Source organism: Clostridium simiarum (assembly GCF_018919175.1).
GTDB classification, from domain to species: domain Bacteria; phylum Bacillota; class Clostridia; order Clostridiales; family Clostridiaceae; genus Clostridium_L; species Clostridium_L simiarum.
Window position 1 is genome coordinate 314579 of the sequence record NZ_JAHLQL010000002.1, and the last position, 20771, is coordinate 335349.

A 20771-nucleotide genomic window follows, 5' to 3' on the forward strand; every position below is an offset into this window, starting at 1 on the left:
TAAAACCCTTATAAAAGTAAATTAATAAACTTATAGTATGATATATTAAAAATGATTAATATAATAAGGTAGATAAAGTGTTAAGTTTATCATTTATTATTAAATAATAAACATATACTCTGAGAGGCTATGCCTTCTTCATTACCAGTAAAACCTAATCCTTCTTCTGTGGTAGCCTTTATATTTATTTTATCAATATCTATATTTAAAGTTTTAGAAATATTACTTCTCATTTTATCAATGTACGGTGACAATTTAGGTTTTTGTGCAATTATAGTAGCATCTATATTTCCTACTATGAACCCTTTTTGAGTAATTAATTCTAGAACTTTTGATAACAGTTCTAGACTTGAGATATTTTTGTAAGTTGCGTTATTATCAGGAAAATGCCTGCCAATATCACCTAAACATGCAGCCCCTAATATAGAATCCATTATAGCGTGGACAAGCACATCAGCGTCAGAATGACCAAGCAATCCGTATTCATGAGGTACAATTAGACCTCCTAATATTAAATCTCTATTCTCAACTAATTTGTGAACATCATAGCCTAATCCAATTCTCATAAAAATCCTCCTACTAAATAAAATTATGAACTGTCCCTTATTATTTTCAGTTTTACACAAATTAATATAAAAATCAAGGTTAAAAACCATACTATGATGTATTTGGAGTATTTTTAAGTAAATAAGAGTTTAAAACTAATATAATAATACAATCTTTTAAAATATAGAGGAGAATATCATATCTTTAATAATTATCCTTTGAATTATAAATATATTTATAATTGCTATTTTCATTTTGACAATAAGACTGTAAACTAGTTATATGGATATTTTATAAATATATTGAAGTATTTATGAACTGTCCCCTCATTTTGAAAGGAGTGATTTTTTATGGTTGAGGTTATAGAGTTAACTAAAGAATTTAAGGCAGTGAAAGCTGTGGATAAAGTTAGTTTTGACGTTAAACCAGGAGAAATTGTTGGATTATTAGGAGAAAATGGAGCTGGAAAGACAACAACTCTAAGAATGCTTGCAACTATGCTAAAGCCTACCTCAGGAACGGCAAAGATAAATGGATGTGATATAATACATGAATCTAGTATGGTTAGGGGAGAAATAGGAATATTATTTGGTGGAGAGGTTGGTTTATACGATAGACTTACTGCAAGAGAGAATATTAAGTATTTCGCACAACTAAATGGTATGGAAAAGGAAAAGTGTGAAGAACAGATAAATAAGTTAGTTAAAATATTTGGTATGGAAGAATATGTAGATAGAAGGGTTGGAAAGTTTTCTAGAGGTATGAAACAAAAGGTGGCTATTGCAAGATCAATTGTTCATGACCCTAAAGTTATGCTGTTTGATGAGCCTACAGCTGGGTTAGACATAAGCGCATCTAAAATAATTCAAGATTTTATTTTACAGTGTAAAAAAGAAAACAAAGCCATTATATTTTCAAGTCATATGATGAATGAAGTTGAAAAATTATGTGATAGAGTAGTTATAATTAACAAAGGAAAAGTTGTAGAGCAAGGCACTGTGCAAGGTTTAAAAGAAAAATATAATAATCATGATATAGAAAGTATCTTTAGTGAATTAATAGGGGGTGAAGCTAAAAATGAATAATAATGTAATATTTCTAGTTTTTAGGAAGGAATTAATGGACATTTTTAGAGATAAAAAAGCGCTTATATCAAGCATTGTTATCCCTCTTGTAATATTTCCACTATTGTTTATGGTTATGGGTAAGGGTATAAGTAAAACATCTAAATCAGTAGAAGATAATCTTAAAATTGCTATTGTAGATGAAAGTAGCAGCAAGATGGGACAGTTCATAAAAAGTCAAAAAGGTATAAATCTGGTGGAGACAAGTAATGTGGAAGAAGACATAAAAAGTGGAAAACTTCTTATGGCTTTGGAGATTCCTTCAAATTTTGAAAGTACTATTTCAAAGGAAGATGTAGCTAAGATTATAATCACATATGATAATTCTAGTCAGCAATCTCAAATGGCTTTAGGAAAAATTCAAGGCTATATAGATATGTATTCTAAAGAGATTGTGGCTAATAGACTTGAAGCCAGAGGAATTAAACAAGATGTCTTAACACCTATAAATGTTGAGATTAACACCTTCGAAAAAGAATCAGAAGGATTTAGTAAATTTATGTTATCTTTATTGTTACCTTTGTTATTAGTTATGTATAGTGTTTCAGGACCTATTGCACCAGCTACGGATTTAGGAGCTGGAGAAAAAGAAAGAGGAACTTTAGAACCGTTGTTAACTACTAAAGCAAGTAGAATGTCTCTTCTATGGGGTAAATTTTTAGCTATTACTGTAATGGGATTAATGACTACAATAGCTTCATTAGCAGGAGTTATAATTGCAATGAAACAAAGTGGAGGCATAATGGCAGGCAAAGCCAATGCAGCACCAACATCATTTAGCATAGAACCAAAGGCTTTAATCTTGATAGGTATAGTAGCTATTTTAACAACTATGGTATTTGGAGCATTAGAATTATCTATAAGTATATATGCTAGATCTTTTAAAGAAGCACAGACATATCTAGCACCATTAACAATTATGGCTATAATTCCAGCATATGCAACATATATGCTAGATGCTAAAAGTATAGAGAGTGTTTACTTTCATATACCATTAGCTAATTCTGTTTGTCTTTTGAAGGAATTGATTATGGGAATTTATAACTATAATCATATAATGATTACCTTAGTCTGGACAATAACTTATATACTTGCTTCATTACTATTTGCAAGATTTATGTTCAGCCGTGAAGAGGTTGTATTTAGAGCGTAGAAACTTATTGAATACACTATTAATTAAATTATATTAAAGTTACACTAGTTTTAGTAATAATAAGTGGATTTTAATATAAAGAAGCTTAGAATATGACTAATAATACATTATATAGGTTAAAGAAATAAGCTAAAAATAAATTATTTGAAAAATAAGAAAAACCACAGAAATAGAGAGTATCTTATATTCTGTGGTTTCTTATTATTTTAGGAATCTGCTCAATGGTATTTGTTATATAAGCACCAATAAAGATACAAAAAACTAAATAAAATATGATAAACCTTTAAAAATAGATTTTATATAGTATATACCAAATATATATAGGGAAATGGATGGCTACCTTACTATATATAATCTGTATAACAATATTTAAAGTTGAAATAAAGTAAATTCAAATTATAGAGTTTTTTTAAATTTATAGATTTGACAATTATTATAGGTATTACTAGAAGTTAATTTAAACATATTTTTAATGTAATCGATTATTAAGCTAAGTATACCTTTTTTATATTTCTTACCATAATTTATAACTCTTCCAGTATGAAAGTCTACAAATATCACGTTGTTTTTCATAAGGCACTCACCTCACCTATTTCATAGAACTCCTTAATATAAGTATACTATAAAAAACTGACAATGTTAAGAATATTTCGAAAAATTAAAATTAATTATTTATATAATAATCTTAATTACATTATTTTAACTAGATTTTAATTTTTAATACATAATTTTTAATAAACTATATACTAACTGTATGAAAAGTTAACTTAATATGATTTCCTTGAGGGGGAGGAATATAAATGCTATAATTGAGGGGACAGTTCATAATTTTACGTATTAATTTAATATATAGAGTATAAAAATTAATTAAGACTTTATTATAGATTTTTAAATAAAGAGAGGGATAGTAATGAACAAAAGACAACTTTCAGGAGCATTACTTATAATAGTAGGTATTTTAATTATATGTACAGCTGCATTTATGCGTTTTTCCTCTAATAAAAAGCAAAAGGATATGATGGATAGATTTGAGAATACATTAAAAAATATGGGAGATTATGATATAAAAGAAGGGGATAATAAGTCGCCAAATGGAGGACCAAATTATCAGGAAATAGATGCTATAGCATTAATGATAATACCTAAAATAAATGTGAATGCTGCAGTGGCTGAAGGAACTGACATGGATACATTAAAGTTTGCTGTTGGCCATTTTGAAGGTACTGCTATGCCTGGAGAAAAAGGTAATTTTGCTGTAGCTGGTCATAGAAACTATACTTACAGCGAATACTTTAAAAGAGCTGATGAACTAGAAAGTGGAGATGAAATATTAGTTAGAACTAAAGGCGGAGAATATAAATATAAGGTTACAGAAAAGAAGATAGTTGAACCAGAGGCAGTAGAAGTATTAAATTCTACAAAAGATGCAACTTTAACAATAGTGACCTGCACACCTGGTGCTACAAAGCGTCTAATAATTAATGGGAAATTACAAGATTAAGCATATTACTGAATTGCAAAGAGTATTTTTAGCGGATTGCTATCATTACTAATAGTTTTTTAAGGGAAACTCATCTTCATAAATTAATATGGCATCCAAAGAGTACTGGAGGAGTAAGGAAACACCATCAAACAATAGGGTTGAGTATCTCATTAACCACTTCACACAACATCATAGATATCTGTTTTCTGCTTAGGAAATGCATCCTCATAACTTCAGATGTTAATCAAAAAGGTAAGTAAATACACTAACCCTTAAGCATAGGCTTTGATATTTGCTTAGCCCACTCACACAAGATCACAAATTTAATTCTTTGCTTAACTGAATACCATGAAACTGTAGGGTTTGGTATATACGTTTAGGATACCTACGTTCATAACTTAATATGATTGATTTAAGTGGAAAATACTATAACTCTTGAATTTTAGTGATTTAGAGTTATTATGCTACTGTGTATAGGTATTTTTTTCATAATAGATAAGTTTTTTATATTCTGTATGGCTTATTTTATTGTCTCTAGTGTAAAGTAATTCTCATAAACAAACTTCAAGTTAGCCTAATCGCAAATTGATGTTTAGGTAGTATAAATTGTAAAATTAAATACTTTAACAATAATTTTTATATCTGTATGGGTTATTTCATTTATAGACGAGTAACCCATTAATTTTATGTATCAAATTATTGTTCCATAGGAAATCCATAAATATTATTGCTAGCACCCTTTTATAAGGAAAATCATATTCATATCTTAAGATAATATTCAAAGAGTACTGGAAGAGTAAGTGAATATCATCAAACCGTAGGTTTGGATATCTGATTAATCGATTGACATAAGATATAGATATTGGTTCGTTGCTTAAGTGTGGCTAAGCACTGCTATACAACTGGCTAAGTTCTTCTAAGTTTAAGATATAAAAGGGTATTTTTTGCAAGTAAACTTCATAGGAACCTAAGAATTATTTGATTTTAACTTAAACAAGCTATGCAAGTTAAAATGACTTAAAAGAATTATGAACTGTCCCCTATAAATTAACAGGTTATCCACAGTGGGGTGTGGATAATGTTAATAATATCCTAAAAAATGTATTTATTTATAGTTTTAGTATAAGAGGATTTTTGTAAGATAAAGGATATATAATTTAGTGAAACCAGGCAATAATGATACTTTGGAAGCTACCCTGTAGTAAAATAGTAATATTAAAAAAAGAAGTTGGAATTTATAATAATAAATAATAATTAGTAATAGAAAATAACATTTTATACACAGCTATATTTAGAAAATGTGGATAACTATATCTTTAATCTTTATTTATAGAGGATTTTATGATATTATAACTTCTATATGTAAAGTTTAATAATACAGGTGTTAAGCTGAATTTATACCAATGTAGATTTAATTCATATTAAGTTTAGGGGGAACACTTATGGTAAAAGGTTTAGCTGCTATAGCTACCATATTGCTATTTTTAGTTACAGTTTATTTTATAGTAGAATATTATTTTTCACAGATTGTAACTAGAAAATTAAAAGATGAAGATGAATTATTTCAGAATCAAGTAGATAAAGGGTTAATAGATAAAGATTTTTACGAATCACTACCTAAAGAAGAAATCTTTTTAAGGTCAAGAGAAGGTTTGAAATTAAGAGGAATATACATAGAAGCTAATAAAGATTCAAATAAAACAATGGTTTTTGTTCATGGAATAACAGTTGGACTAACGTGTTCAATAAAATACACGGAAATGTTTTTGAAAAGAGGTTGGAATGTATTAATATATGATCAAAGAAGACATGCTAGAAGTGAAGGTCAATACTCTACTTATGGATATTATGAAAAAGAAGACTTAGATTTGTTTATAAACTGGTTAGTAGATAGAAAAGGAAAAAATGAGATAATTGGATTACATGGAGAATCTATGGGAGCTGCTACGGTAATTCAATATGATAGTATCAATAAGTATGCAAAGTTTATTATATCTGATTGTGGATTTTCTAATCTAAATGAGCTACTTAGAGGAAAGATAAAAGATGATTATGGCGTGTTTTTATATCCAGTATTAAAGCTAAGTGATTTACGGGCAAAAAGAAAGGCAAAGTTTAAATTTGAATGGATTAAACCTATTGAAGTAGTTAGGAAATCTTCAATACCTATGATGTTTATACATGGAGATAGAGATAAGTTTGTACCGTGGAATATGAGTGTTCAAATGTATAAATCAAAAGAGAATGGGATAAGGAGATTGTATTTAGCAAAAGGAGCTAAACATGCTCAAGCTATTGAGGTAGATAAGAAAAGATACGAAAAAGAGGTCATGGAATTTGTTGATGAGGTTCTAAATAGCATCAATTGATTCTTAGGTTTATATAAAGTTTTTGCTTTAAAAATTACCCATTTTATCATTATAATAACTTATCCACAGTTTTATTAATTAAAATTTTATTATATACTTACACAGCTAAAAACTAGAGAGATAAATCTTGGGTTGGTGGAATGGCTTTAAATGTAGTGAAACGGAATTATTACGTATATTAACCTTAACTAGTGATGGTAGATAAACAATATGCGAATTCCATAAGAATTAAGTATTATCTGATAATTTTCAATTAAAATGGGGACAGTTCATAAGTTTAGATATAAATGTTTCTAAGTTAGGGACAGTTAATTAAATATAATAAATATAAAGATAAAAGTAGGGACAGTTCATAAACATAAATAACTTTGGGGTGATTGTATGAAAAGAAAGACTAATATTATATTATTTTTGGTATTAATACTAATCGTTAGCATGGCTACCACATTATTTATATTAAAGAGTAGAGATAAAAAGAATCAGCAAGACAAATCAGAAATTACATATAATGAAGTTAATGATAAGTTAAGGGAGGATGAATCTAAAGATAAAGAGAAGAAAGTTAAGGAAGAAAAGAATAAAGATAGATTTGAAGGTATGGAATTAAAAAATAACTCTGTAGGGATTCCAATATTATATTATCATTCAGTAGAGGAGTCTAAGGATAATGAACTTAGAATTTCTCCTGAAAAGTTTAGAAAACAACTTAAGTATTTAAAGGATAATAATTATATAACTCTAACATTAGAAGAAGCATATGCTTATATAAAAGATAATAAATCCGTTCCTAAAAATTCAGTAGTAATAACTTTTGATGATGGATATAAGGATAATTATGATAATGCTTTTCCTATATTAAAGGAGTTTGATTACACAGCCACCGTATTTGTAATTAGTGGATTAATAGATAAGGATCCAAATTATTTAAATAGTGATGAAATAAAAGAAATGGCTAAAGGTGGTATAGAAATAGGAAGTCATACCGTAAACCATGAAAAATTAGTGGATATATCTAAAGAAGAACAAAAGCAAACTCTAACAAAGTCAAAAGAAGACTTAGAAAAGCTTACAGGAAAACCGGTTACAAGTATTGCATATCCATTTGGAGTATTTGATGATAATATAATTAAACTTACAGAGGAAGTAGGTTATAAATTAGGTTTTACTATAAACAAAGGATGGGGAAAAGGAAGTGAAAACCCTCTTAAGTTAAGTAGAGTATATGTAAGTGCCTTTATTACTGACGAAAATTTTAAAGAGAGAATTTCAAAGTCTAATTATAATTAGGACAAGTCTAATAATTATTAAATTATTTATTTTAATATAACCTTAGGAGGAACAGATGTTTAGTAGTATAAGAAAAAAGATAGTATTAATATTTATGTTGATTGCATTAATAAGTTCCACTTCATTTTTCCTAGTAGCATATTTTCAAAATATAGCAGTTGCAGAAGCACAAATGAGATCAGATGGAGAAATGCTAGCAACTCAAATAAGATACTCTGTTGACAGCCATTCCTTAGATTATTTAGACGATACTCAAGAACTTTTTGAAAAAAGTATAAAAACTTCACCTTCATTAAAGTATTTAAGTTTAATCAGTAAAGAAGGAAAGATTTTAGCTCATAGTGATAAAAGCAAGGTTGGAAATAAAGAAAGTTTTGATATTAGTTCAGTTATAAAGGATAATAAGAGTTTATATATAAAAAATGATTATCAGGGAGAAAAGGTATACAGTATAAGTATTCCTGTTATTAGAAATAATCAACCTGCTGCTTCTTTATCATTAGGATTATCTCGTGATACTATAAAGGAATCTACAAGAAGTATACTCCAAAAAATGCTTATTATTGATGTAATAATATTTTTAGTTTTAACTTTAATTGGTGTTTTATTTTCAAAGAGTTTATCATCTCCTATTAAAAAAATTATGGATACATTAAAAAAAGTAGAAGAGGGAGATTTTTCTGCATTATCGGAAGTGAAATCTAGGGATGAATTAGGTAGATTATCTTTAAGCACTAATAATACAATAAAGGTTGTAAAAAATATAGTTTTAGATATAAGGGATACTACATATAAGTTAGAAGATATATCTGAAAAATTATCTTTTTCTACAGATGAAGTTTCCAAATCTAGTGGTGAGGTAGCAACTTCAGTAGCAGAGGTTTCAGAAGGGGCCATAAGACAGACTGAGACCCTATCAGAGGTTCTTTCTTATATTAAAAGCTTTGGGGATACCTTAGTTCAAATAGACACTAAAGTTAAAAGTGTTTATGAAGGAAGTAATACTATAAAAAAATCAGCAGATATAGGAACGAAAAATGTAGAAGAACTTATCGAGTCAATGAGAGATCTAAAAACTAACTTTGACTATGTTGCAGAAAAGGGAAGTTATTTAAGTGAAAATATTATGCACATTAATTCTATTACTGATGTAATAAATAGTGTGGCTGAACAAACAAATCTTTTAGCTCTAAACGCCGCTATAGAGGCAGCAAGGGCTGGAGAGTCAGGGAAAGGTTTTGCCGTAGTTTCTGATGAAATTAGAAAGTTAGCAGAGCAGGTTTTAGATTCATCTAAGAATATATCTAAACTTGTTAGTGATATTATCTTTGAGAGCAATGAGGTAAATAAAAGTACTAATGTAGTAAAGGAAAAAATGAATCTGCAGTCTGAAACCGTAGAAAATAGTGTAGAGTCTTTTAATACAATACTTGTGGCTATACAAGAGATAGTACCAAAAATTGAAGAGGTTTATGAAGAAATTGATGAAACAATAAAAGCGAAAGACTTAATCATTGAGGAAGTGGATAAGGTGGCTTATGTATCTGAAGAAATAGCCGCTTCTACAGAAAATATATTAGCAGCATCAGAACAGCAATCAGCTTCAAATGAAGAGGTAAGTTCAAATGCTAAAAGTCTTAATGAAATCGCTAAATATCTAGCTAGTAGTATATCAAAATTTAAATTATAATACTAAGGACTATGGCTAAAATTGTATATACAATGTAGCCATAGTCTTTAATTTAAACTTTGGAACCTTCTTCAGTTTTAGTAGATGAAGATATAAGCCTATTTATATCCTTTAATTCGTTTTCTGTTAGATATCTCCATTTGCCAATAGGTAAATTCTCTAAGTTAACATTCATTATTCGTACCCTTTCTAACTTAACCACTGTATAGCCTAGGGTTTCAGTCATTCTTCTAATTTGCCTATTTAGTCCTTGGGTCAAAATTATACGAAAAACATGAGGGCCTTCTTTAATCACCTTACATTTTTTAGTAACAGTACCTAAAATTTTCACTCCATTAGACATTTTGTTTATAAAGTCATGAGAGATTGCCTTATCTACAGTAACTATATATTCTTTCTCGTGATTATTTCCTGCTCTTAAAATTTTGTTTACTATATCGCCATCATTAGTTAAGAAAATTAATCCCTGAGAATCTTTGTCTAGTCTCCCTATATGAAATATACGTTTAGGATAGCCTACAAAGTCTACTATATTACCCTTAACAGTGGTTTCTGTAGTGCAAGTTATGCCAACAGGTTTATTAAGAGCGATATAAACAGGAGATTCTTTTTTTCCTATTAGCTTATTGTCTACATAAACTTTTTCATAAGGAAAAACTTTAGTACCTATGACAGCCTTTTCTCCATTTACAGTTACTCGTCCATTTTCTATTAATTTATCAGCCTCTCTTCTAGAACAATAGCCACTATCACTAATAAATTTATTTATTCTTATAGAATCCTTTTTATCTTCATGAAATATGTAATTTTGATTTTCACTATTAGAACTTAGATTTTTTTTAGAATTTAAATTATTTTTCACAGAAGATTCTTCTCCCTTTATTTTATTATATTTAAAATTTTCAGTCCTTTTGTTATCATTGTTTTTCATAGTTATATTTTCGCTTCTTTTAGAGTTTGTAAGGGTTTCTAAAGAATTATTTTGACTTTTAGTACTATTAAAAGATTTTCTAGGCTTAGAGTTACTTTGTATATTTTTACTAATATGTTTGTATTTTTTCATATCTTATCTTATGACCTGCCTTTATATATATTAAACAAATATTTTATAACAATATCAAGTGATTGTTAGCTGAAGATAAAATTTCATTAAAATCAATGCCTACTCAACTGAAATTTAGAAGAAATTATCCCTTGGGTAGTAGCCTGTATCTCCAGCTAAATCTTAGAAGAAGCTATCCAAGACCCTATCAGTGCTTAGCTCACACTTAAGAAGATATCCAAAATCTATGATTTGGTCATAGTACTTTACTCGTCTAAGGCCATTAAGATGAGTTTCCTAAGCAAAGAACCAAGATTATGAACTTAGGTAAGTGGTTTAAAAAGATATCCAAGCTATGGCTTGATGATAGTCCGTTACTCTTTGAAAAACATCTGAAGCCATTAAGATGAGTTACTAAAAAGAGAAGCAAGATCTATAATCTTATGTAAGTCGCTTAAGAATATACTCAAACCCATGGCTTGATGGTATTCTCTTACTCTTTGAGTACCCTCTGAAGCCATTAAGATGAGTTTACTTTAAAAAATTATTAGTCATGCTATCTAGTGGATAAATATGTAGTTAAAATTATTTTTCTAAAATAGATTTATATCTTAGGGATTATGAGAAGACTCCAGATAATCTAGGTAATCAATTCATAACAATGTTAATAATTTTTACTTTTATTATATCTAAATAAGTTAGAAGGGATAGTGAAGTAAAACTCTGTAACAGAGCTACTATTATTATTTGCACCATAAGTAAAGCCATGATTACTTAATATTTCACTGCAAATGGCTAAACCTAAGCCTATGCCTCCACTTTCGGAATCTTTATAATATCTGTCCCAAATATTATTAATTATATCCTCAGGTATCCCTCTTCCTTCATTTATAATAGCAATTTTTATATTATTGTCAATTAGTGAGCATCTTATATCAATATTTCCACCTTCCTTGGAAAACTTAATAGCATTATCTATAAAGTTATATAAAACTCTACTTAAATAATCAGAGTCTGCCAGCACTTCCACAGTACTATTACTTAATATTTCATCAATACTCAACTTAAGTATAATATTTTTTTCTTTGCAGATGTTCTTAAATTTAACTACCATATCCATAAGAAAAAGATTTAAATCTAAGTAATCTAGGCTTAAATTTATGAACTGTCCCCTAAGTTTGGAAAGTTGCATTATATCCATAACTAATTTATTAAGTCGATCTACCTCTTTTATTATTTCTTTGCTGTAGCTCTTGGAGGTTTCAAAATCAACCATACCATCAACAGTTGCTTCACTATAATTTCTAATAATACTTAAAGGAGTTTTAAAGTCATGGCTTATGTTAGCTATGAAATCTCTTTGAAGTCTGTTTTTACTTTCTAACTGCTTAGCCATATGTTTAAGGCTTAAAGCTAATTCTTCAATTTCATCTCCAGTTTTAAGGTTTAAATCCACTTTAAAATTTTCTTTTGAGATTTCAGAAGATACCTCCTTTAATTTTAAGATAGGATTAGTGAATTTTTTCCCGAAAAAAATTATAAGGGGTAAGGCTAAAATTAAAGCAGTTATAAATACTGCAAGTAGTATTAAGTAAACTATTTTTAAATAGTCAGATATATCCTTGCTACTTTTAAAAACTACAATATCTCCAGTATCTGTTTTTAGTTTATAAGATAACATTTTTTGATTTTGGTGGGTTATAAAATAGTCCTTTTCTTTAAGTTCTGTAAAATTTATAGATTTATTCATTAAACCCATTCGTCCTTTACCAAAGGGGAGGATTACGTCATCTTTTATTAACACACCATTTATATTCATATTATATAGGATCTTATCATCACCTTTTAAATAATTATAAACATCCTCTGCGTTTTCTTTTAAGAGTTTATATTGGGAGTTAACATATAATTTGGATAAAAGTATAGTAGATTCAAAAAAACTCACAATAATTACAAGGGTGATAATCATTAAAAAATATTTAAATAATTTCTTGGTTATTTTATCCACAAAAACACCTCAGTATCATTAATAATCATAGATAAATTAGGATTCTAATTTGTAGCCAACTCGCCAAATAGTTTTAAGATTTTTATTAAAAACATTTATCTTTTCTCTAAGATTTTTTATATGAGTATCTACAGTTCTAGTATCTCCTAAAAAGTCGTAACCCCAAACCTTATCTAAGAGTTGGTTTCTATTAAAAACTATATTGGGATTTTTAACAAAAAACAGCATAAGCTCAAATTCTTTAGGTGTTAAAGAGATATTATTACCATTTTCAGTAACTGTATGGCTATTTTCATATATAAATAAATTATCTAGAGTTAATACATTAGAATAACTATCTTTTAATGAAGAAGTAAAAGAAGATCTTGATTTTATTCTTAAATTAACCCTAAGTACTAATTCTCTTAAACTTAAGGGTTTTACCATGTAATCATCTGCACCCAATTCAAAACCAAAGATTCTATCTTCCTCTTCACCACGTGCAGTAGTTAAGATAACTACTGTATTTTTGTAGCGAGATTTTATTTTTCTTAAAAGAGACCAACCATCTTTTTTTGGCATCATAATATCTAGTATTATTAAATCGAAATTATCTTTTTCTATTAAGAGTTCACCTTCTTCACCATCTTTAGCATAAAATACTTCATAACCTTCTTTTTGTAAGTATATTGACATAACTTCAGAAAGTTTAGTTTCATCTTCAATTATCAATATTTTACCTTTCATAATATATACCGCCTTAGTTAATACTATCATTATGACCTTTGTGTAGAAATAGATTTTAATAAAACTACATTAATATATAATAATTTTAACAGATAGTTATAGGTGCTATCAACAGAATAAGATTTCTTAATTTATTAGAATTTTATTTCCAGTTAAGAGTTACTTATACATCTATGAATAGAATAAAGGTTTTCTTTATAACAAGGTAGTGTTGGTACTATAAAAGTTAGCTACAGCACTTTGTTTATGAATATTAAGTGGTAGATAAGTTCTTATGGTTTTCTAATGTAGGAGAGGTGTATTAATTAGATTTGGTGCAAAACTATATAATACTTTTCAAAAATAGAAAATATGACTATTTTATTAAAAATAAAAAATAATCATTATGAATTAAAAAAAACTATTGAAATGCATAAAATATAGTTGTATAATATTAATATACCTGATAAGGGTATATTGGTTAATGAAAAGGGAGGAATTACAATGAAAAAAGTTGTTATGTATACATCAGACACTTGCACATATTGCGTAAGTGCAAAGGAATATTTTGCAGAAAATAATATTAGTTATGAGGAAAAGAATGTTAAAGAGCCAACAAATAGAAAAGAATTAATGGCTATGGGAATAATGAGTGTTCCTGTAATAAAAATTGATGAAGAAACAGTTATTGGATTTAATAAGGAAGAAATAGAATCATTATTAAGTAAATAATGATTCTATAGTATAACTATATGTAATTTTAATATGAGGATAATTAGCTATTAGGAAGTGGCTAATTATCCTCATATCTTTATATAGGTTTATAAGAGGATGGATTTATAAGTGGTAAAATCACTTAACATTTATATTATATTCATTTCCAGAGTTATTTATTCGGGCCTCTATTTTATTTTCTTTAATAAAATTTTCAGAAGAGATAAGGTTACTTTCTTTTAGTTTATCTCCATTAACATAGATATATATAATAGATTTTTCTTTTATTATCTCTAATTCTTTAGCTTTATTTAACATATTATAAAGAGATTCATCTACAGCCTTGCCTTCTAACTTCAAGGATGATATTATTTTTTTACCGTTACTATTATTAGGAGTTACACTTATAATTTTATTAAACTTATTAACCTGAATTTTTATGGAAGCATCCATATCTAAAATTATAGTAGTACTTGCTTGAGTATACAAAGCAAAACCTACTAGAAGTAGTAGTATTAAAGAGATTGAACTAGCTAAAATAGGGTATTTATGTATTTTATAGCTTTTAATTATCTCCCCATTTATTATGGCACCTATTATAGGAGAATCCTCTTTATTTAGCTTTATTTTTATGAAGTCTCCATAAGAATTTAGTATTATAGCATTATCTTTAAAAGTTTTAAGCAAAACACCTGTACCTAAATTATGAGTATGATTTTCATCATAGATAACTAAGGCGTCATTTTTTTGAAAAATGTTTTCATTATCATTAATATCTTCTATTTGATTTATATCGTTAAGTTGTATATTAAGATAATTTTTTATATTAGAATACTGTGATTTAGATAGGATTAAATAATAAGATATTATATAACTTTGCCATTTCTCTATAAAAGATGCAGATTCATAAGTAAATTTTGAAATCTTTTTTATGGGTAAGGCCCTATGTTTTTGAATTAAATTGGATAAGCCATTATTCTCAGCTAAGGCAAAGGCTATATTTAAAAGCAAATCTTTTTCATTGCCTTCAGGACGTTTATTACAAAGACTTTTAAGGGTTATTCCATATAAAGTTAATTCTTTAATGAATAAAGAAATCTCTTCACTTACTGTACTTACGAAATTTTCATCTAGAATCATCATCTTTTGTTTATAAAGAAATTTATATTTATTTTTAATCAACATAAATTTGTAATCCATAAATATGCACCTCTAGAAATAATACTAATATATAATTAAAAAATTTGCAAAGTTTAAAGGAGTAATTTATATGAATGAAGCAAAGGAATTAATAAATACTCAAAGATCTTACTTTTTAAATGGAAATACACTACCTATAGACTTTAGAATTAAGACATTAAAAAAGTTGAAGATTTCAATAATAAATCATGAGGATGAAATATTAGATGCATTATGGAAGGATCTTAGAAAATCAAAATTTGAAGCCTATGCTACAGAGATAGGACTTGTATTAGAAGAAATAGATCTAGCTATAAAAAGTGTTAAAAAATGGTCTAAGGCTAAAAGAAAAAGAACACCTATGGTACATTTTCCAGCTTCAAGTTATGTTTATCCTCAGCCCTATGGTGTTGTACTTATAATGTCTCCATGGAACTATCCATTTCAACTTACCATGGCGCCTTTAGTGGGAGCTTTAACGGCAGGAAACTGTGCAGTTATAAAACCTTCTAAATATTCTCCAAATATTAATATAGTATTGAAAAAAATTATTAAAGAATGCTTTCAAAGGGAGTATGTAGATGTTATATATGAGAGTGGTGGCAGAGAAGCTATTAGAGAGATACTAGAGCAGAAATTTGACTATATATTTTTTACAGGTAGCGTGTCTACAGGTAAAGTTGTTATGGAGAGTGCATCAAAACATCTAACACCTATAACCTTAGAACTTGGAGGAAAAAGTCCCTGTATAGTAGATAAAGATGCAGATATAGATTTATCAGCTAAAAGAATAGTGTGGGGAAAATTAGTAAATGCTGGTCAAACCTGTGTGGCTCCTGATTATTTAATGATTCATAAGTCTATAAAAGCAAACTTTATAGAAAGTATGAAAAAATATATAGAAATCTTTTATGGAAAAGATTCTAAACTCAGCCCTGATTATCCAAGGATAATTAACTCAAAGCAATTTGATAGGCTAAAAGGGTATTTAGAAAAAGGCAATATAGTTGTAGGGGGAAATACTGCACGAGAGGAACTTTATTTTGAACCTACCGTAATAGAGGGAGTAAGTTTAGAAGATCCAATAATGAAAGAGGAAATATTTGGTCCTATATTCCCACTTCTAGAATTTGAAGATTTAAGTGAAGTAATTCATTTTGTAAATAGTAGACCTAAACCTTTAGCTCTTTACTATTTTTCAGAAAATAAAACTTCTCAAGAAACAATATTAAAAAATACTGCTTCAGGTGGATCTTGTATAAATGACACTATAATACATGTGGCTTCTCACCATATACCTTTTGGAGGGGTAGGTGAGAGTGGTATGGGGGGATATCATGGAAAATCTAGTTTTGAAACCTTTTCTCACTATAAATCAGTTATTAAGAGGGGAAGGTTAGATATTAACTTCAGATATGCACCATACAAGGAAAGATTTAATTTGCTTAAGAAGATTATGTAGTGGAACTAAAATAATAAAGTATTTGCATTAATGGCAAGTACTTTTTTTACATAAATATATTAAAGGAATTTAGAATAAGTATTAAAGCATTGAAAATATCATAGAAATAGTAGGGAGAACAAAATATGTTAAATATTAAAATATGGAGTTGAATGTAATGAGTAAAAAAAATTTAGAAGAAGTTATTTGGAAGGGTAATAGTAGAAAGATGTATGAGGCCATATTAAACTCTACCCCAAAGTTATTTCAAAAAAGCATAATAAAATTAGCAACTAAGTGGGTTCAAGAACACAATGTGGAAGTAGTAACCGAAGAGATGATTTTTCAGGTGGTAGAGGACGTAGCGCCTATAAAAGTTAAATCAAAAATACTTCAAGCACTGGAAAGTATGAAGACAAAATAGTAAGGACTAATTTTATTAAAGCTTACCCCTTACTATATTCTTCAATTAAGCACATTATTGTAATCACAATTAAGGATAAAAGATATTTAGAAATTAATTTTAAAATGAAAAAAGTTACTTTAGCTTATGGATTAAACCCTCAATGGTGTCAGAGGTAATAAATTCATTACCAACTCTTACAAAGGGAATAGAGCGACAAAGGTCGCATCTTAATAAACATTCTTCTAAAGTAAATTCAAGGTTTTCTTTCTCTAGAAGGCTGATGATATCATCAGCATACTTACTAAAGGCACAAAGTCTTATCATAGATTTAATCTCCTTATTAATAAATATTTCATAATATAGGTTTATTTTAAAAGTCTTTAGTACTTTTCCTTGAGGATTTATACCGTAAATAGTTAATAGCTTCAGAGGGGGGACTCCCTAAGACCCTTAAAAACCATCATAGCAAATGGTCATGGTATAAAATCTTATATAATTATTATAAAGAATATAAAATATTTTGAATAGGTTATTTTTTATAGGGAATATTTCATTTAAGTTTTGTTTACTATTTACTAATGATATTTCATTGAGGATATGAAGTTCCAGGTGCACAGGTTGTATGAAGTTATAAACATTGATACAATAAATGTAATTGCTTGCCAAAACAATATGCATTTAATTATTGGATTTTTAAATAATCCAAAATTTCGTTTAATATCTGCCCTTATAAGGAGTGGTTATAATGAGAAGTAATAAAGAAGAAATCCTTGATTTTATAGAGATTTCAATGAGTAATGATGAAGTTGGTTTGTCAGCAGGAGAAATAGCGAAAGAGTTAAAACTTCAAAGAAGCAATGTAAGCTCTATACTTAATGAGCTTTATAGAGAAGGGGTTTTACTAAAGATAAAAGGAAAACCAGTGTTATACACTTTGAATTCTTCATTTAAAAATCAAAATCCATCATTTAAAGAAAATGCAAATTTTGATGAACTTATTGGTAATGATAAAAGCTTAAAAAAATGCATTCAACAAGCCAAGGCAGCCATGTTATATCCTCCCAATGGTCTTCATACATTAATACTTGGACCAAGTGGAGTTGGAAAAACCATGTTTGCAGAGCTTATGTATAAATTCTCCATGGAAAACAGTGTTTTTAAACTAAATGCTCCTTTCATAGCCTTTAATTGTGCTGATTATGCAAATAATCCTCAGCTTTTATTGGCACATCTTTTTGGTTGTAAAAAAGGTGCTTTTACAGGAGCAGATAAAGATAGAATGGGCATAGTTGGAAAAGCTAATGGAGGAGTTTTATTTTTAGATGAGGTACATAGATTGCCACCAGAAGGACAAGAGATGCTTTTTTATCTTATAGATAAGGGATTATATACACCTTTGGGGGAGGAAAGTAAAAAGAAATGTGAAGTGCTTATAATTTGTGCTACTACAGAGGAAATAGATAATGTACTTCTTACTACTTTTACAAGAAGAATTCCGATGAATATAAGGATACCCGCTTTAAATGACAGGAGTCTTGAAGAAAGATTTCAGCTGATGTGTGAATTCTTTACTATAGAAGCTGCTAGAATTGGAAAAGACATATCTATATCATCAAATACAATGAGACAACTTATGCTTTATGAATGCCCAGGAAATGTAGGACAACTTAAAAGTGATATACAATTAGGATGTGCTAATGCATTTCTAAATTCCATATCTAAAGGACTAAGAAATATAGAAGTTCATTGTACTGACTTCGCTTCTTATGTAAATCAAGGACTACTCATCTATAAAAATTATGCAAGCGAAGTGGATAAAATAGTAAAGAATGAAGATAGACTATACTTTACCCCTAAAGGACCGAAGAGTCAAATAAAAGAAGGGGATTATTCTCTTCCAGATAACTTTTATGAAAGAATAGAAAAAAGGATGCAGGAGCTTCATAAAAGGGGAATAAAAGAAAAAGAAATAAAGCTTTTAATGGAATTTGATATAGAAAATTACTTTAAAACATTTATAAGAAATTTTAATCAAAGTGTAAAGAAAGAGGAACTATCAAAAGTAGTAGATGAGAATATTATTATGCTGGTAGAGGGATTTTTAGAGATTGCAACTAATAAACTTAGAAAGGTATTTCCAACTAAAGTGTTCTATGGTTTATGTCTTCATATAAATTCAAGTATTAGTAGAATAAAAGATGGGAAAAGCATATTAAATCACAATTTAGAGAATATAAAAACAAAATACGAAAAAGAATACGAAATATCTAAAGAGTTAGCTAGTCGTATAGAAATCACATATGATATAAGTGTACCAGAGGATGAAATCGGTTTTATATCCATGTTTTTAACAGTAAATGAAATAGAATGTGAAGCATTAGAAGACAGGCCTATTGTAGTTATAGCTATGCATGGTAAAAGCACCGCTTCTTCTATGACTGAAGTTGTAAATAAGCTTGTAGGCGCAAATAATGTGTATGCCTATGACATGTCATTAGATAAAAGTTCAGAGATAGCTTATGAAGAATTGAAGGATTTAGTAATAAAAAAACATCAAGGAGGGGGAGTAATTCTTCTAGTTGATATGGGATCTTTAAGCATATTTGGAGAACTTATAAACAAGGATACAGGTATAGATATAAAAGTTATAGATATGGTATCTACTGCTATTGCTATAGAATGTTCAAGAAAAGCTGTAATAGAATCTGATATGAATGAAATATATAGTAGTATAAGAAAAAGCTTAAGTAATTATGGGGCTCATAACATTAAAGTTTCAGATAATTTCATACCAGAAAAAGATAATATAATAATTACATTATGTACAACTGGAGAAGGTAGTGCAATAAAATTAAAAAACTTTATAGAAAGTAAAATAAATACCAAAGATTATAATATACAGATATTCCCTATGGCTTTAAATAATAAAAACCATACTTATAATGCATTAAATAATATGTCAAAAGAAAAAAATATATTAGCTATAGTAGGAACTGTAAATCCTAATATATATGGAATACCTTATGTATCAACCTATGATATATTTATGGACAATGAGTGTAATAAGTTAGTAGATATATTAGAAAACAGAAAGGAAAAAAATAGTAAGGCTAATGATTATGATAGCTTTATAGAAGTATTAAAAAATGATGTTAAAAATATAGACCTTTCTAATTTTGAAACCTTATACAATAATTTTTTAGTTGAAGTAGGAAATAAGATAAATAAAAAGGTTACCTATGATATATCTATAGGTCTTATGGTTCACATGGTTTGTTCTATAAGCAATATCATATCAGGAAAGTCTAGTACTCCTTGTTATTCAAAGGAGATAATTAAAGAAGAGTATCAAAAAGAATTTAAAATAATAAAACAGTGCTTAAAACCTATAGAAGTATATTATAATATTGAGTTTAATGAAGATGAAGTATGTTTTGTGTTAAGAAACGTAATGGGTATATAAAAGTTTATAATGTGTATAACATTTTGGGAAATTAAGTATGAACTGTATAAACAGAGTACTTGCATTTAGAGGGAGTTTTTACTCCCTCTAAAGCTTAGAAATCGTTATTCAGGAAGATGACTGCTCCTTATTCCTACTTTGAAGAAGATGGGAGTATTAGA

General features: G+C 28.1%; 17 protein-coding genes. 10 read left to right on the top strand and 7 right to left on the bottom strand.

Features of this window, described 5'->3' with window-relative positions:
- Positions 1 to 89: 89 nt before the first annotated feature.
- Entirely contained in the window at positions 90 to 566 is a 477-nt protein-coding gene (gene ispF, locus KQI89_RS09415) for a 2-C-methyl-D-erythritol 2,4-cyclodiphosphate synthase (protein WP_216456891.1), read from the bottom strand.
- Positions 567 to 896: 330 nt separating this feature from the next.
- Between ispF and KQI89_RS09420 the strand changes: the two genes are divergently transcribed.
- Positions 897 to 1631 (top strand): ABC transporter ATP-binding protein, encoded by a 735-nt coding sequence (locus tag KQI89_RS09420; RefSeq protein WP_032120606.1) that lies wholly within the window; start codon positions 897 to 899, stop codon positions 1629 to 1631.
- The gene (locus tag KQI89_RS09425; protein WP_216456892.1) at positions 1624 to 2823 is read left to right on the top strand and encodes an ABC transporter permease; all 1200 of its coding nucleotides are present in this window, start codon (positions 1624 to 1626) and stop codon (positions 2821 to 2823) included. The genes KQI89_RS09420 and KQI89_RS09425 overlap by 8 nt, the downstream gene beginning before the upstream one ends.
- 396 nt (positions 2824 to 3219) lie before the next feature.
- On the opposite strand, the gene KQI89_RS09430 is transcribed toward KQI89_RS09425, so the two are convergent.
- Positions 3220 to 3396: a hypothetical protein gene (locus tag KQI89_RS09430; RefSeq protein WP_187117353.1), complete on the bottom strand. Its 177-nt coding sequence runs from the start codon at positions 3394 to 3396 to the stop codon at positions 3220 to 3222.
- Between the two features lie 337 nt (positions 3397 to 3733).
- On the opposite strand from KQI89_RS09430, the gene KQI89_RS09435 reads away from it, so the two are divergent.
- The 4 genes from KQI89_RS09435 (at position 3734) to KQI89_RS09450 (ending at position 9652) form a co-directional block, all read left to right on the top strand.
- Entirely contained in the window at positions 3734 to 4324 is a 591-nt protein-coding gene (locus KQI89_RS09435) for a class D sortase (protein WP_216456893.1), read from the top strand.
- 1424 nt (positions 4325 to 5748) lie between these two features.
- Positions 5749 to 6675 carry an alpha/beta hydrolase gene (locus KQI89_RS09440; RefSeq protein ID WP_032120609.1) on the top strand — a complete coding sequence of 309 codons (927 nt, stop codon included), beginning with the start codon at positions 5749 to 5751 and terminating at the stop codon, positions 6673 to 6675.
- Positions 6676 to 7056: 381 nt separating this feature from the next.
- Entirely contained in the window at positions 7057 to 7962 is a 906-nt protein-coding gene (locus tag KQI89_RS09445; RefSeq protein WP_216456894.1) for a polysaccharide deacetylase family protein, read from the top strand.
- A 55-nt stretch (positions 7963 to 8017) separates the two neighbouring features.
- A complete protein-coding gene (locus tag KQI89_RS09450) occupies positions 8018 to 9652 on the top strand; it encodes a methyl-accepting chemotaxis protein (RefSeq protein ID WP_216456895.1) in 1635 nt (544 codons plus the stop codon).
- Positions 9653 to 9704: 52 nt separating this feature from the next.
- On the opposite strand, the gene rluF is transcribed toward KQI89_RS09450, so the two are convergent.
- The 3 genes from rluF to KQI89_RS09465 form a co-directional block, all read right to left on the bottom strand.
- Positions 9705 to 10583, bottom strand: a complete 879-nt coding sequence (rluF, locus tag KQI89_RS09455; protein WP_216456957.1) for a 23S rRNA pseudouridine(2604) synthase RluF — start codon at positions 10581 to 10583, stop codon at positions 9705 to 9707.
- A gap of 775 nt (positions 10584 to 11358) precedes the next feature.
- Positions 11359 to 12702 (bottom strand): sensor histidine kinase, encoded by a 1344-nt coding sequence (locus tag KQI89_RS09460; protein WP_216456896.1) that lies wholly within the window; start codon positions 12700 to 12702, stop codon positions 11359 to 11361.
- Positions 12703 to 12738: 36 nt separating this feature from the next.
- Entirely contained in the window at positions 12739 to 13428 is a 690-nt protein-coding gene (locus KQI89_RS09465) for a response regulator transcription factor (RefSeq protein WP_216456897.1), read from the bottom strand.
- A gap of 483 nt (positions 13429 to 13911) precedes the next feature.
- On the opposite strand from KQI89_RS09465, the gene KQI89_RS09470 reads away from it, so the two are divergent.
- A complete protein-coding gene (locus KQI89_RS09470; protein WP_032120614.1) occupies positions 13912 to 14139 on the top strand; it encodes a glutaredoxin family protein in 228 nt (75 codons plus the stop codon).
- A 120-nt stretch (positions 14140 to 14259) separates the two neighbouring features.
- Here KQI89_RS09470 and KQI89_RS09475 read toward each other — a convergent pair whose 3' ends face one another.
- The gene (locus KQI89_RS09475) at positions 14260 to 15321 is read right to left on the bottom strand and encodes an anti-sigma-I factor RsgI family protein (protein WP_216456898.1); all 1062 of its coding nucleotides are present in this window, start codon (positions 15319 to 15321) and stop codon (positions 14260 to 14262) included.
- A gap of 70 nt (positions 15322 to 15391) precedes the next feature.
- Here KQI89_RS09475 and KQI89_RS09480 point away from each other — a divergent pair, with 70 nt between their 5' ends.
- Positions 15392 to 16762: an aldehyde dehydrogenase gene (locus KQI89_RS09480; RefSeq protein WP_216456899.1), complete on the top strand. Its 1371-nt coding sequence runs from the start codon at positions 15392 to 15394 to the stop codon at positions 16760 to 16762.
- 157 nt (positions 16763 to 16919) lie between these two features.
- On the top strand, positions 16920 to 17165 hold the full coding sequence (locus KQI89_RS09485; protein ID WP_216456900.1) for a hypothetical protein: 246 nt from the start codon (positions 16920 to 16922) through the stop codon (positions 17163 to 17165).
- A gap of 114 nt (positions 17166 to 17279) precedes the next feature.
- Here KQI89_RS09485 and KQI89_RS09490 read toward each other — a convergent pair whose 3' ends face one another.
- Positions 17280 to 17471, bottom strand: coding sequence for a YuzB family protein (locus KQI89_RS09490; protein ID WP_032120618.1), 192 nt, complete (start codon positions 17469 to 17471; stop codon positions 17280 to 17282).
- 421 nt (positions 17472 to 17892) lie between these two features.
- Between KQI89_RS09490 and KQI89_RS09495 the strand changes: the two genes are divergently transcribed.
- Entirely contained in the window at positions 17893 to 20610 is a 2718-nt protein-coding gene (locus KQI89_RS09495; protein ID WP_216456901.1) for a sigma-54-dependent transcriptional regulator, read from the top strand.
- Positions 20611 to 20771 lie beyond the last annotated feature (161 nt).

What these genes read in the sequence shown, in the direction of transcription:
- ispF (WP_216456891.1), bottom strand. Translation starts at nt 566, where the DNA reads ATGAGAATTGGATTAGGCTATGATGTTCACAAATTAGTTGAGAATAGA.
- KQI89_RS09480 (WP_216456899.1), top strand. Translation starts at nt 15,392, where the DNA reads ATGAATGAAGCAAAGGAATTAATAAATACTCAAAGATCTTACTTTTTA.
- KQI89_RS09440 (WP_032120609.1), top strand. Translation starts at nt 5,749, where the DNA reads ATGGTAAAAGGTTTAGCTGCTATAGCTACCATATTGCTATTTTTAGTT.
- KQI89_RS09445 (WP_216456894.1), top strand. Translation starts at nt 7,057, where the DNA reads ATGAAAAGAAAGACTAATATTATATTATTTTTGGTATTAATACTAATC.
- KQI89_RS09420 (WP_032120606.1), top strand. Translation starts at nt 897, where the DNA reads ATGGTTGAGGTTATAGAGTTAACTAAAGAATTTAAGGCAGTGAAAGCT.
- KQI89_RS09465 (WP_216456897.1), bottom strand. Translation starts at nt 13,428, where the DNA reads ATGAAAGGTAAAATATTGATAATTGAAGATGAAACTAAACTTTCTGAA.
- KQI89_RS09430 (WP_187117353.1), bottom strand. Translation starts at nt 3,396, where the DNA reads ATGAAAAACAACGTGATATTTGTAGACTTTCATACTGGAAGAGTTATA.
- KQI89_RS09435 (WP_216456893.1), top strand. Translation starts at nt 3,734, where the DNA reads ATGAACAAAAGACAACTTTCAGGAGCATTACTTATAATAGTAGGTATT.
- KQI89_RS09470 (WP_032120614.1), top strand. Translation starts at nt 13,912, where the DNA reads ATGAAAAAAGTTGTTATGTATACATCAGACACTTGCACATATTGCGTA.
- rluF (WP_216456957.1), bottom strand. Translation starts at nt 10,583, where the DNA reads ATGAAAAACAATGATAACAAAAGGACTGAAAATTTTAAATATAATAAA.
- KQI89_RS09485 (WP_216456900.1), top strand. Translation starts at nt 16,920, where the DNA reads ATGAGTAAAAAAAATTTAGAAGAAGTTATTTGGAAGGGTAATAGTAGA.
- KQI89_RS09450 (WP_216456895.1), top strand. Translation starts at nt 8,018, where the DNA reads ATGTTTAGTAGTATAAGAAAAAAGATAGTATTAATATTTATGTTGATT.
- KQI89_RS09490 (WP_032120618.1), bottom strand. Translation starts at nt 17,471, where the DNA reads ATGATAAGACTTTGTGCCTTTAGTAAGTATGCTGATGATATCATCAGC.
- KQI89_RS09495 (WP_216456901.1), top strand. Translation starts at nt 17,893, where the DNA reads ATGAGAAGTAATAAAGAAGAAATCCTTGATTTTATAGAGATTTCAATG.
- KQI89_RS09475 (WP_216456898.1), bottom strand. Translation starts at nt 15,321, where the DNA reads ATGGATTACAAATTTATGTTGATTAAAAATAAATATAAATTTCTTTAT.
- KQI89_RS09425 (WP_216456892.1), top strand. Translation starts at nt 1,624, where the DNA reads ATGAATAATAATGTAATATTTCTAGTTTTTAGGAAGGAATTAATGGAC.